The sequence below is a fragment of the Arthrobacter sp. NPDC056727 genome, assembly GCF_042790555.1.
Taxonomy (GTDB): domain Bacteria; phylum Actinomycetota; class Actinomycetes; order Actinomycetales; family Micrococcaceae; genus Arthrobacter.
This window is the reverse complement of the sequence record NZ_JBHTZA010000008.1, coordinates 3,315-15,850: the sequence shown is the minus strand read 5'-3', so window position 1 is coordinate 15,850 and position 12,536 is coordinate 3,315. Positions and strand designations below refer to the sequence as shown.

Annotated in this window: 10 protein-coding genes; 7 read left to right on the top strand and 3 right to left on the bottom strand. The window is 66.9% G+C overall.

Features of this window, described 5'->3' with window-relative positions; translation table 11 throughout:
- Positions 1-94 precede the first annotated feature (94 nt).
- Positions 95-1,666, top strand: coding sequence for an LCP family protein (locus ACFRAH_RS09805; RefSeq protein ID WP_377990703.1), 1,572 nt, complete (start codon positions 95-97; stop codon positions 1,664-1,666).
- A 95-nt stretch (positions 1,667-1,761) separates the two neighbouring features.
- On the opposite strand, the gene ACFRAH_RS09800 is transcribed toward ACFRAH_RS09805, so the two are convergent.
- Entirely contained in the window at positions 1,762-3,714 is a 1,953-nt protein-coding gene (locus tag ACFRAH_RS09800) for a M13 family metallopeptidase (RefSeq protein WP_377990702.1), read from the bottom strand.
- 251 nt (positions 3,715-3,965) lie between these two features.
- Here ACFRAH_RS09800 and leuA point away from each other — a divergent pair, with 251 nt between their 5' ends.
- The 3 genes from leuA to ACFRAH_RS09785 all read left to right on the top strand — a co-directional run bounded on the left by leuA (position 3,966) and on the right by ACFRAH_RS09785 (position 7,369).
- On the top strand, positions 3,966-5,705 hold the full coding sequence (gene leuA / locus ACFRAH_RS09795) for a 2-isopropylmalate synthase (protein WP_377990701.1): 1,740 nt from the start codon (positions 3,966-3,968) through the stop codon (positions 5,703-5,705).
- A gap of 75 nt (positions 5,706-5,780) precedes the next feature.
- Entirely contained in the window at positions 5,781-6,545 is a 765-nt protein-coding gene (gene recO, locus ACFRAH_RS09790; protein WP_377990700.1) for a DNA repair protein RecO, read from the top strand.
- A gap of 2 nt (positions 6,546-6,547) precedes the next feature.
- On the top strand, positions 6,548-7,369 hold the full coding sequence (locus tag ACFRAH_RS09785) for an isoprenyl transferase (protein WP_377990699.1): 822 nt from the start codon (positions 6,548-6,550) through the stop codon (positions 7,367-7,369).
- A 68-nt stretch (positions 7,370-7,437) separates the two neighbouring features.
- Here the strand turns inward: ACFRAH_RS09785 and ACFRAH_RS09780 are convergent, their stop codons facing one another.
- The gene (locus ACFRAH_RS09780) at positions 7,438-8,427 is read right to left on the bottom strand and encodes an alpha/beta hydrolase (protein ID WP_377990698.1); all 990 of its coding nucleotides are present in this window, start codon (positions 8,425-8,427) and stop codon (positions 7,438-7,440) included.
- 100 nt (positions 8,428-8,527) lie between these two features.
- On the opposite strand from ACFRAH_RS09780, the gene ACFRAH_RS09775 reads away from it, so the two are divergent.
- Positions 8,528-9,592, top strand: a complete 1,065-nt coding sequence (locus ACFRAH_RS09775) for a quinone-dependent dihydroorotate dehydrogenase (protein ID WP_377990697.1) — start codon at positions 8,528-8,530, stop codon at positions 9,590-9,592.
- Positions 9,593-9,696: 104 nt separating this feature from the next.
- Here the strand turns inward: ACFRAH_RS09775 and ACFRAH_RS09770 are convergent, their stop codons facing one another.
- Complete coding sequence (locus ACFRAH_RS09770; protein WP_377990696.1) at positions 9,697-10,287, bottom strand: DUF3043 domain-containing protein; 591 nt, start codon at positions 10,285-10,287, stop codon at positions 9,697-9,699.
- Positions 10,288-10,416: 129 nt separating this feature from the next.
- On the opposite strand from ACFRAH_RS09770, the gene ACFRAH_RS09765 reads away from it, so the two are divergent.
- Together ACFRAH_RS09765 and ACFRAH_RS09760 are read left to right on the top strand one after the other, a co-directional pair.
- Entirely contained in the window at positions 10,417-11,859 is a 1,443-nt protein-coding gene (locus ACFRAH_RS09765) for a dipeptidase (RefSeq protein WP_377990695.1), read from the top strand.
- 160 nt (positions 11,860-12,019) lie between these two features.
- On the top strand, positions 12,020-12,409 hold the full coding sequence (locus tag ACFRAH_RS09760; protein WP_104138470.1) for an iron-sulfur cluster assembly accessory protein: 390 nt from the start codon (positions 12,020-12,022) through the stop codon (positions 12,407-12,409).
- Positions 12,410-12,536 lie beyond the last annotated feature (127 nt).

Here is a 12,536-nt window from a genome sequence, read left to right as displayed (position 1 = left end):
GCCCGCCGGGCCGGGAACGCCGGATGTCCGGCGATTTCCCAGAAACGGCTACTAAAATAGGCCGGATCCCATTTTTTCGAGGAAGGTACACCCTGTGGTGCGACGCCGCGACAACCGCGCCCAAGGACCGGGCACACCCGCCCGTTCCGAGCCAGCTGCCCGGCATGCCGAGGACGCCCGGCTGGGCGCTGCCCGGCACCTGAATGTCCGCCACATGCCCGCCTGGCTCAAGGTGACCACCGCCGTCGTCGCCGTGGTCCTGGCCGGCGGCCTCGCGTTCGCGGGCTACTGGTACTTCAGGCTGCAGTCCAACATCTCCACGTCCGCGCTCGGCGCCGGAAGCAGCCGGACCGACACCACGGACGACGCCACGGGCAGGCTGCAGATCCTGATCCTGGGTTCGGACACCCGTGACGGCAAGAACTCGAATTACGGCAGCACCCAGGATTCCACCGGGTACGGCAACTCCGACGTCATGATGCTCATGGACATCTCGGAGGACAACAAGCGGGTCAACGTCATCAGCTTCCCCCGCGACCTGCTCGTGGACATCCCCAAGTGCACCGACCAGAAGACGGGCAAGCAGTACCCGGCCCGCAGCGGCATCATGATCAATGAGGCCATGAAAGAGGCAGGCATCGGCTGCGCCGTGGACACCGTCAACAAGCTGACCGGCATGGAGGTGGACCACTTCATGATGGCCGACTTCAATGCCGTGAAAGAACTGTCGAACGCCGTGGGCGGCGTCGAGGTATGCATCAGCGACGCCGTTTACGACCCCGACTCGCGGCTGCGGCTGCCGAAGGGCACCTCCCAGGTGCAGGGCGAACAGGCCCTGGCCTTCCTCCGCACCCGCCACGCGTTCGGCGACGGCGGCGACCTCGGCCGCATCAAGGCGCAGCAGGGATTCCTGTCCTCGCTGACCCGCAAAATCAAGGATGACGGCACCCTCACCAACCCGGCGAAGCTGCTGAACATCGCCGACGTCATCACCAAGAACCTCACCGTCGATGACGGGCTCTCCTCGGTGCCGGCGATGATCACCATCGCCAACCGGCTCAAGACGATCGACGTCGGCAAGGTCGCCTTTGTTGCGATGCCCACTGTCCCTGCCACGAGCGATCCCAACCGGCTCGAGGCCGCGCCGGCCGCCGCGCAGCTGTTCGCGGCGCTGCGGAAGGACATCGACCTGACGGACCCGGACGGGAAGGCAACCCCGTCACCGTCCGCCACGCCCAAGCCCTCGCCGAGCTCCACGCCGTCGGCAACGCCCAAGCCCACTGCGACGCCGTACGACAAGACGCTGCAGCCTGTCACGGTGGCAAACGGAACCGGAGATGCCACCAGGGCGCAGGAAATCGTCGAGGCCGTTGTTGCCGGCGGATTCACCCAGGCGGGGCAGCTGGAGGCCGACACCACGGCAAAGACCATGGTGTACTACGGACCCGAGTTCGCAGATGTTGCCGCTGACGTGGCAGCCCTGTTCGGCATCCCGGCCGCCCAGGTGGCGCCGTCGTCGGGCGTCTCGGGAGTGCAGCTGTACCTCGGCACCGACTTCCCGTCCGGGACCAAATACGGCAAGACGACGGTCCCCAAGGACATCGTCAACCAGACCGCCAGCGACACCGTCTGCCAGAAGGCAAACCCCGACCTGATCACCCAGTAACTGCCCGGGCCTCATCCCGGCTCCAGGCCGGACACAAAAAATGCCGGGCCGCCCCGAACGGGGGCGGCCCGGCATTTCTGCGCCTGCCGGATCGCCTACCAGATGCTGACGCGCTCCGCCGGCGGCATCCACATGCCGTCCTCCTCCGTGACGCCGAACGCGGCGTGGAAGGAGTCGAGGTTCCTGGCGATGGCGTTGGTCCGGAATTCGTTGGGGGAGTGCGGGTCCGTGGCCAGCCGCCGGATGGCCTCCTCGTTGCGTATCACCTGGCGCCAACCGGCCGCCCAGGAGGCGAAGAAGCGCTGCTCGCCCGTCAGCCCGTCCAGCACCGGGGGTTCCTGGCCGTCGAGGCTGAGGCGGTACGCCTTGTGCGCAATGGTGAGGCCGCCCAGGTCGCCGATGTTCTCGCCCAGCGTGAGCTTGCCGTTGACGTTGTGGCCCGGCGCCGCGTACGGGGACAGCGCATCGAACTGGTCCACGAGGCGGCCGGTCAGGGCTTCGAAGGCCTTTCGGTCGTCCTCGGTCCACCAGTTGCGCAGCTCGCCCTTGCCGTCGAACTGCGAGCCCTGGTCATCGAAGCCGTGACCGATTTCATGCCCGATGACGGCACCGATGCCGCCATAGTTCACGGCGTCGTCGGCGTCGGCCGTGAAGAAGGGCGGCTGCAGGATCGCCGCCGGAAAGACGATCTCGTTCAGCATCGGGTGGTAGTAGGCGTTGACGGTCTGCGGCGTCATGAGCCACTTGTTGTGGTCCACCGGCTTGCCCACCTCGTCCAGGTGCCGGTCGACGTCGGCATTGTGGGCCCGCTCGACGTTTCCGAGCAGGTCCGCGGGGTCGATCACCACAGCGGAGTAGTCGATCCATTCGTCGGGGAAGCCGATCTTCGCGCGGAACGCCCCCAGCTTCCGGAGTGCCTCGGCCTTGGTGTCCTCGCCCATCCAGTCCAGGCCGTTGATGCTCTCACGGTAGGCCTCGATCAGGTTCCCCACCAGCGTCTGCATACGGGCCTTGTGGCCCTCCGGAAAGTGCCGCGCCACGTAGATCTGCCCAACGGCCTCGCCCAGTGCGGCCTCGACGACGGCGACCCCCCGCTTCCAGCGGTCCTTGTTGCGCGGGGTGCCGCTGATGGTGGTGCCGTAGAAGGCAAAGTTCGTGTCGACGAAGGCGGACGAGAGGTAGGGGGCCGCCGAGTTGATGACCCGCAGGGCAAGCCATTCCTGCCAGACGGGCAGCGACTCGGAGGCCAGCAGCGCGGCGGCGCCGGCGAAGAAGTCGGGGGTGCTGACCACGATCTCCTGCCGCTTCTCGGCGGCGATGTCGGCGGCGTCAAACCACGTGTCCAGCAGGGGGAACAGCTCCCGGGCCTCGTCCGCCGACTTCAGGTTGTAGGTCTTCTGCGGATCGCGGAGCGTGACGTTGTCCCAGTGATGCGAGGCGAGGGCGGTTTCCAGTGCCACCATGCGGGCTGCGGCGCCTTCCGGATCGGCCACGCCTGCCAGGCCGAAGATGGTGCCCACGTACTCCCGGTAGGACTGCACCACCGGGGCGAACTTCTCCTCGCGGTAGTAGGACTCATCGGGCAGGCCAAGGCCGCCCTGGCCGGTGTACAGGAGAACGCGTTCGGGGTTGCCGGCGTCGGGTGCCGGGTAGATGTAGAAAAGCCCCGACACATCGGCGCGGAAGAGCCGGCCGGTCAGTGCCAGCAGCTCCGGGATGCTGGCTGTGGCGAAGACTTCGGCCAGGCGTCCGCGGATGGGATCCAGGCCCTTGGCCTCCACGGCTGCCTCGTCCATGAAGCTGCTGTAGAGGTCGCCGATCTTCCGCTCGATGCCGCTGGCCTCGGAACCCTTGGCTGCGGCCTCTTCGATGATTTCCCGGACAGCAAGCTCGGAACCGTCGCGCAGGGCGGTGAATGTGCCCTCCAGTGCGCGGTCGTCAGGGATGGCGGTGTCCTTCAGCCAGGCGCCGTTCACGTGCTGGTAGAGGTCGTCCTGTGGCCTCACGCTGTGGTCGATGTTTGACAGGGCGATCCCCGAAATTGGCACAGGAACTCCTTAGGTGACGGGCTGCGGCCGGCACTTTCACCGGTGCAGCGTCTGCATGGTGGACGTTGCTGGGGGTGTTGCCCCTTCATCTTACGCACCCGTGTTACTGTGAAATCGTGCGTGCAGAGCTCCTTCTTCTTAGCTGCCGCGGCGAGGCCTCAGACGCGATCTAGCGCAAGGCCCACCCTCGTCGCGGAGTTTGCGTTGCCCGGCCACCCTTTCACCCAGGAATCACAGAAAAGGCCAGATTAATGCGAAACGCACAGAAGCCCTCGGGAATGCCGGTCCACCGCTACATCCCCTTCCAGGACCAGATCACGGTCGATCTGCCGGACCGGACGTGGCCGGACAAGATCATCACCGAGGCCCCGCGCTGGTGCGCCGTTGACCTGCGGGACGGCAACCAGGCGCTGATCGACCCCATGAGCCCGGCCCGCAAGATGAAGATGTTCGACCTGCTGGTCCGGATGGGCTATAAGGAAATCGAGGTGGGCTTTCCCTCCGCGTCCCAGACCGACTTCGACTTCGTCCGCCAGCTGATCGAGGGCAACCACATCCCGGACGACGTCACCATCCAGGTGCTGACCCAGGCCCGCGAACACCTCATCGAGCGGACCTACGAGTCCCTGGTGGGCGCCAAGCAGGCCATCGTGCACCTGTACAACTCCACCTCGGTCCTGCAGCGCCGCGTGGTGTTCAACCAGGACGAGGACGGCATCCTGGACATCGCCCTGCAGGGCGCCCGGCTCTGCAAGAAGTACGAAGAGACTCTGGGCGACACCCACATCACCTACGAGTACTCTCCCGAATCCTTCACCGGCACCGAGCTGGAGTACGCGGTCCGCGTCTGCAACGCCGTCGCCGACGTCTTCGAGGCCTCAGCCGACCGCCAGGTGATCATCAACCTGCCCGCCACGGTGGAAATGGCCACCCCGAACGTCTATGCCGACTCCATTGAGTGGATGAGCCGCCACCTGCACCCGCGGGAGGGCATCATCCTCTCCCTGCACCCGCACAACGACCGCGGCACCGGCGTGGCAGCGGCGGAACTGGGCTACCAGGCCGGCGCCGACCGCATCGAGGGGTGCCTGTTCGGCAACGGCGAGCGGACCGGCAACGTGGACCTGGTGACCCTGGGCCTGAACATGTTCGTGCAGGGCATCGACCCGATGATCGACTTCTCCGACATCGACGACGTCCGGCGCACCGTCGAGTACTGCAACCAGCTGCCGGTCGCAGAGCGTGCACCCTATGGCGGCGACCTCGTTTTCACCGCCTTCTCCGGCTCCCACCAGGACGCCATCAAGAAGGGCCTCGAAGCCCTGGAGAAAGACGCCGCGGCCGCCGGCAAGGACGTCAGCGACGTCACCTGGCAGGTGCCCTACCTGCCGGTGGACCCGAAGGACCTCGGCCGCAGCTACGAGGCCGTGATCCGCGTCAACTCCCAGTCCGGCAAGGGCGGCGTGGCCTACCTGCTCAAGAGCGAGCACAGCCTGGACCTGCCGCGGCGAGCCCAGATTGAATTCTCCGGCGTCATCCAGCGCCGCACCGACACCGTGGGCGGCGAGGTCAGCGGTGCCCAGCTCTGGCAGCTGTTCCAGGACGAGTACCTGCCCTCGGCCCAGCCGGAAAGCCAGTGGGGCCGGTACTCGCTCGGCTCGGTGAAGACCGAGACCGATGAGGACGGCTCCATGACCCTGCTCGCATCGCTGGGCGTCGACGGCACGCACGTCAGCCGCACCGGCACCGGCAACGGGCCCATCGCCGCACTGCTGGACATCCTCGGCCAGGACGGCGTGGACGTGCGGGTCCTGGACTACAGCGAGCACGCCCTGTCCGAAGGCGGCAGCGCCCTCGCCGCGGCCTACGTCGAATGCGCCGTGGGGGAGCGTGTCCTGTGGGGCGTCGGCATCGACTCGAACACCAGCACCTCGGCGCTGAAGGCAGTCATCTCCGCCGTGAACCGGGCCATCCGGGACGCCCAGGCCTGAGCTTCCTGACAGCTGCGCCGCCGGTCCGCACCGGCGGCGCAGCTGTTTCGGCGGCTCACCTGTTTCATTGAGTCAATGGGAAGATTAAGCGTGGTCCAATCATTCGCAGCGCGCAGCTACCGCGACGACGCCGTGGTGTTGCGCACCCACAAGCTGGGCGAGGCGGACCGCATCATCACCCTGCTGACCAAGCACCACGGCCAGGTCAGGGCGGTGGCCAAGGGAATCCGGCGCACCACCAGCCGGTTCGGCGCCCGCCTGGAGCCCTTCATGGTGGCAGATCTGCAGCTCGTGTCCGGCAAGACCCTCGACATCGTCACGCAGGCCGTCGCTAAAGGAGCGTACGGGGGCAACATCGCCGCCGACTACGGGCGGTACACGGTGGCTGCGGCCATGACCGAAACCGCCGAAAAGCTAACCGACGTCGACGGTGAAGCCGGGACCGCGCAGTACAACCTGCTGGTCGGGGCCCTGGCCTCACTGAGCCGCGGGGACCACGCACCGGAGCTGATCCTGGATTCCTACCTGCTGCGGGCCCTGTCCACCGGCGGCTGGGCGCCCAGCTTCACGGACTGCGCGCGTTGCGGCGCGCCCGGGCCGCACACCGCGTTCTCCGCCCCGCTGGGCGGCATGGTCTGCGGCGGCTGCCGCCCGCCCGGCTCACCGGCACCGGCGCCGGAGACGGTCGCCTTGCTGGGCGCGCTGCTCACCGGAGATTGGCCGACGGCGGACGCTTCCCTTCCGGTCCACCGCCGGGAATCCGCCGGGCTGGTGGCAAGCTATCTGCAGTGGCACCTGGAGCGTGTCCTGAAATCCCTCAAACATGTGGAGCGTACCTAACAGTGTCCTTGGGAAAGAAGACCAGTCCTGCCCGGCGCCGCACCGCTCCGGTGGTGGCGCCGTACCCCCATGCCTCCGGGGCTGTTCCGCCGCCGATTCCGGCCGAGTTTGTGCCCAGGCATGTGGCGATCGTGATGGATGGCAACGGGAGGTGGGCCAACCAGCGCGGCCTGCCGCGCACCGAGGGCCACAAGGCCGGGGAGCCCGCACTGCTGGACGTCGTGGCCGGGGCCATTGAACTGGGCATTGAATATGTCACCGTGTACGCATTCTCCACGGAGAACTGGCGCCGGTCGCCGGAGGAGGTGCGCTTCCTGATGGGCTTCAACAAGGAGGTGCTGCGCCGGCAGCGCAACCAGCTGGATGAGTGGGGTGTCCGGATCCGCTGGTCCGGCCGGCGTCCCCGGCTCTGGGGTTCGGTCATCCGCGAGCTCGAGGAGGCGGAGGCCTACACCGCCGGAAACAGCACCTGCACCCTGACCATGTGTGTGAACTACGGTGGCCGGGCCGAAATCGTGGACGCGGTGTCTGCCATCGCCCAGGATGTGGCCGACGGCAGGCTCAGGCCCGGGGCCATCACCGAGAAGACGATCCAGAAGTACCTCGACGAACCGGACCTTCCCGACGTCGACCTCTTCCTCCGCAGCTCCGGCGAGCAGCGCCTGTCCAACTTCATGCTGTGGCAGTCGGCCTACGCCGAGTTCGTGTTCCTGGACACCCTGTGGCCCGACGTCGACCGGCGCACCCTTTGGGACGCGGTGGAGATCTATGCCCGGCGGGACCGCCGTTACGGCGGGGCAGTGGACGCCGCCCAGGCCCTCTAAAGACCAGGCCCTCTAAAGACCAGGCCCTCTAAAGACCAGGCGCTCTAAAGACCAAGCCCATTATCGGCTTAGGCGGCATAACCCCTGATCCACCGGGCCAGCCGCCCGTATGCATCCCCGCGCACATCGGCGCGGGAAAGGAACACGTCGTGGAGGGCGCCGTCGATGCGCTCCACGGTGACGGTCCTGCCCAGTGACATGGCACGGGCGGCAATGATGTTGACGTCCAGCACCGCGTCCGTGCGGCGCATTTCCTCGTTCCACACCATGCCGTTCTCGCTGGCCACCGACAACAGGACCAGAACCGGGACCCCGATGTCCAGGCCATGCGCCACCTTGGCCTGCCCGGCCAGGATGGCACTGAGCCAGGCGGCCCGCACCGGAAAGGCCAGCGGCGGACGGTAGGCACTGTCCAGCGTCCATTCGCCTTCGGCCGAACTGCTGATGCTGCGCCAATAGAAACCGCGCTCCGGCAACCTGAGCACCGCCTCCGGCCGCAGCCGGGCGATCGGCTCCACCATGGTCCACGCCGCCCGCCGGACCAACGCACTGCGGTGCATTTCGAGCCACGGGCTGTTCAGCACCAGCTGGGAAACCGCGCCGGGATTGCGGCTGGCCCAGAGGGCTGCCACGAGGCCGCCCGTGGAATGGCCCATGAGCACGAGCTGCACGCGTCCGGCACCCCCGGACCCGGCAATCATGCCCACCGCGGTGCCGATCTCGGCGTCGTAATTTCCCAGATCAGCAACGTAGCCGCCGTGGGTGCCCGGCTGCAGGCTGCGGCCGTGGTTGTGCATGTCGAGGGCAAAGAACTCGAATCCCTGCGCTTCCCAGAAGTGTGCCAGTTCAACATTGAAGAAGTAATCGCTCCAGCCATGCAGGAAGAGCACGGCCCGGCGGGGTGCGGCAGGAGGGGCGTCCTGAGGGTTCAGGGCATCCGGCGCTTCCGGGGGAGTGAAGCGAACCAGAGTCGCCCGGCGGCGGACGCCGTCCCAGCCCACGGCGTCGAACGCGCAGGACTCGAAGCCCGGCCCCAGGATGTCGCTCTGCCACTCCATGGCACCAGCGTAGGCTTTCAGTCCCCCGCTGTGCAGTGTTCAGCCCGGTGTTGTGGCAGGCCGGTTTGGTCTGCACCGCCGGAGACGGAAAACTAGAGGCATGCGCGTATACCCCACTTTTTTCAGGCTGGCCTTTTCATGGATGGACGCCGAACGCGCCCACAAGATCGGTTTCAAGGGGATCCGTCTGGTCCACTCCGTGGGTGCGGGACGACTGCTGGAACGGTTTACGGCGCCGCCGGCATCCCTGCAGACCGAGGCGTTCGGCCTTACCTTCCCGTCACCGTTCGGGCTGGCCGCCGGATTCGACAAGGAAGGCCACGGGATCGAGGCCCTCACGGAACTTGGATTCGGCCACGTCGAGGTGGGCACCATCACCGGCCAGGCCCAGCCGGGCAACGAAAAGCCCCGGCTGTTCAGGCTCATTGACGACAGGGCTGTCATTAACCGGATGGGATTCAACAACGACGGCGCTTCTGCCGTGGCTCCGCGGCTCAAGTCGGCCCGGGCCGCACTGCAGCGCCGCCACGCCAAGGTGCGGCCGGTGATCGGTGTGAACATCGGCAAGACAAAGGTCGTAGAGCTTGAGGATGCCGTCGAGGACTACCTGGTCAGTGCCCGCAGCCTGGCTCCTGCGGCGGACTACCTCGTCGTGAACGTCAGCTCGCCGAACACCCCCGGGCTCCGGCTCCTTCAGAACGTGGAGACTCTCCGGCCGCTGCTGAAGGCCGTGGGGGAGGAGGCGGACAAGTCAGCCGGACGGCACGTCCCGCTGCTGGTCAAGATCGCCCCGGACCTCACCGACGAGGACATCGACGACGTCGCCCGGCTGGCGATGGACCTCGGGCTCGACGGAATCATTGCCACGAACACCACCATCGGCCGCGACGGGCTCAGTTCCGCAGCGGACAAGGTGGAGGGCTGCGGCGCCGGCGGCCTGTCCGGTGCCCCGCTGAAGAACCGGTCGCTGGAGGTGCTGCGCCGGCTGAAATCTGTCACCCAGGACCGGCTGACGCTGATTTCCGTGGGCGGCGTGGAGACCGCCGCTGACGTTCAGGAACGGCTCGACGCCGGCGCCAGCCTGGTCCAGGGCTACACCGCATTCCTCTATGAGGGTCCGTTCTGGGCCGCCCGGATCAGTAAGGAACTGGCCAAGAGGCGCTGATACCCGCGTTAAACACAGCAGCCCGGCGGTGAAACCGCCGGGCTGCAGTGTTTAGGTCCGGGACCGTCCCCCGGCAGCCTGGGCTGCGGGAGGAAAAAGAGGTATTAGGACGGGTACTGCCCGCGGCGGACCTGGGGCTTGGGCAGGCGAAGCTTCCGGAACTGCAGAGACCGCATGGAGCCGTACCAGACGGTACCTCGCTCGACTTCGCCGAACTTTTCGGCGAGGCGCTTGCGCAGCTTGCGGGACAGGATGAACACGTCAACGAAAACGGCCAGGAACATCACCCAGAAGCCGCCCAGCACGTAAACCATCATCTGGCTGCTGGCCGGCACCACGAACGAGACGATGACGAACACCAAAGCGCCGAACATGAGGTACTCACCCAGGCTGGTGCGGGCGTCCACGTAGTCGCGGGCGAACCGCTTCTGCGGGCCCTTGTCACGGATCGGCAGGAAGCGTTCGTCGCCGGTGTCCAGCGCCTGGCGCGCCCTCAGGCGCTGCTCCTGGGCGGCGGCACGCTCTGCTTCCTTGGAGGCTTTGCGGTCCTCCGGCACGAGCGGCCGCTTGCGGGCAGCTTCCTGTGCTTTCCGCTTCGGCGTGGGGGCGCCTTTGCCTGGTATTGCGGCCGCGTCGGCAGCCTGCTGGTCAACTACATCCTGCGCCGCTGGCGCTTCCTTTTTACGTCCGAACACCAGAACAGAATACCTTGGCGGGCTGTGCCTCCGGTCATGCCGGCCGCGGGCAGAGCTACAGACCGCGGGGGTCCGGCGGGCTGTGGCTGCAGTGTTTGTTGTGGCCTGTGACACAGGTAGTGTTTGGCCATGACTACTTTCCCTGCGGCGACCCCGCAACAGTACGACGCCCAGCATGGGGGGACAGCGGTCGGCGTCCACACCGACGCCCTGCGTGCCGCCGTTGACGCGGCCTTTGACAGCACGGTTTCGCAGTTGAAGGACCTGGTGGCCATACCCGGCATCGCCTGGCCCAGCTTTGACCCCGCCCCGCTGGACGCCAGCGCCGAGGCTGTCGCGAACCTGGTGCGCGGAGCCGGCATCGGTGACGTCCGGATTCTGCGGTGCGACAAGGAAGACGGCACTCCTGGCGGGCCGGCCGTCGTGGCGCGCCGCGAAGCCGCGCCCGGCAAGCCGACCATCCTTCTCTACGCCCACCACGACGTCCAGCCGCCCGGCGATCCGGCTCTGTGGGAATCGGAGCCGTTCACCGCCGTCGAACGAAATGGCCGTCTATACGGGCGCGGCGCGGCGGACGACAAAGCAGGGATCATGGCCCATGTGGCCGCCTACGGCGCTGTCAGCCGCGTGCTCGGTGATGAATTCGGGCTGGGAGTCACCCTCTTCTTCGAAGGCGAGGAAGAGGCCGGTTCACCCACCTTCAGGACGTTCCTGGAAACCCACCGCGAATTGCTCCGGGCGGACGTCATCGTGGTGGCCGATTCGAGCAACTGGAAAGTGGGCGTCCCGGCGCTGACCACCAGCCTGCGCGGACTGGTCGACGGAACGTTCGAGGTGCAGGTCCTTGACCACGCCGTGCATTCGGGCATGTTCGGCGGGCCGGTGCTTGATGCGCCCACGCTGCTTTCCCGCCTGATCGCCACACTTCACGACGACGATGGAAGCGTTGCGATTGCCGGCCTGGTGAGCCGGGATGAAACCGACGTGGACCTTACGGAGGAGGAGTACCGGGCGGATTCTTCAGTGCTCGACGGCGTGAAGCTGGCTGGCACGGGAAGCATTGCGTCACGGTTGTGGACCAAGCCGGCCCTGTCGATCATCGGCTTCGATGCGCCGGCGGTCAATGTGGCCTCCAACACTCTGCTGCCCAGTGCCCGGGCCAAGTTCAGCCTGCGGCTGGCCCCTGGCCAGGACCCGGCGGAGGCCATGGAGGCCGTTCGCCGGCACGTGGAAACGCATGCGCCCTTCGGCGCCAAGGTGACGTTCACGCCGGGGGAGAGCGGCAACGCCTTCCAGACGGACACAGGGTCCGCAGCTGCGGGGTTCGCCATGTGGGCGCTGGGCGAGGCCTGGGGCGTTCCGGCCGTCGAAATGGGGATCGGCGGTTCCATTCCGTTCATCAGCGACCTGACCGAGCTGTACCCCGAGGTCCAGATCCTGGTGACGGGCGTCGAGGACCCTGATTCGCGCGCCCATTCCGCCAACGAGTCGCTGCACCTGGGGGACTTCCGCAACGCGGTGGTCGCCGAGGCGCTGCTGCTGGCCCGGCTGAACGCGGAAGGCCTGCGCTAGAAGCCTGCGGAGGGAACAATGATGGCCTCGTGAGGGTTACGCCTGAAGTTAGAGCTCCGCGCCGGATCGACGTAGCATGTAGCTATAGCCCGTACCGTTTCCGTAGGGGCAGGCACCGTGCAAGCGGGGCAGCCACAACCGTCGTTAGTAAGGTAGGCCAATGAGCACTACGACCAATGAAAACAGCACCGAACCCACCGGCACTGCCAGTGACGAACTGGCGAGCCACGAGGTTCAGCTGACGGACGTTGCAGCAGGCAAGGTCCGCAGCCTCCTGGAGCAGGAAGGCCGCACCGATCTTCGCCTCCGCGTCGCCGTGCAGCCGGGCGGCTGCTCCGGCCTCATCTACCAGCTGTACTTCGACGAGCGCCTCCTTGAAGGTGACGCGGTACGCGACTACGACGGTGTCGAGGTCGTCGTCGACAAGATGAGCGTCCCGTACCTCAGCGGTGCCAGCATCGACTTTGAGGACACCATCTCCAAGCAGGGCTTCACCATCGACAACCCGAATGCGGGCGGCTCATGCGCCTGCGGTGATTCGTTCCACTAAAGGGTCAGTAAGCCCTTCCCAATACCTCGTGGCGGGGGGGGGGGGAGCGCGCCGGCCCCCCCCCGCGGGGGGGGGGGGGGGGGAACGAGCGGGGGGGGGGGGGGGGAGACACCGAGCGAAAAGAATT

Excerpts from the sequence above, each read along its gene's own strand:
- leuA (WP_377990701.1), top strand. The coding sequence starts at position 3,966 with ATGCGAAACGCACAGAAGCCCTCGGGAATGCCGGTCCACCGCTACATC.
- recO (WP_377990700.1), top strand. The coding sequence starts at position 5,781 with ATGGGAAGATTAAGCGTGGTCCAATCATTCGCAGCGCGCAGCTACCGC.
- ACFRAH_RS09775 (WP_377990697.1), top strand. The coding sequence starts at position 8,528 with ATGCGCGTATACCCCACTTTTTTCAGGCTGGCCTTTTCATGGATGGAC.
- ACFRAH_RS09760 (WP_104138470.1), top strand. The coding sequence starts at position 12,020 with ATGAGCACTACGACCAATGAAAACAGCACCGAACCCACCGGCACTGCC.
- ACFRAH_RS09765 (WP_377990695.1), top strand. The coding sequence starts at position 10,417 with ATGACTACTTTCCCTGCGGCGACCCCGCAACAGTACGACGCCCAGCAT.
- ACFRAH_RS09780 (WP_377990698.1), bottom strand. The coding sequence starts at position 8,427 with ATGGAGTGGCAGAGCGACATCCTGGGGCCGGGCTTCGAGTCCTGCGCG.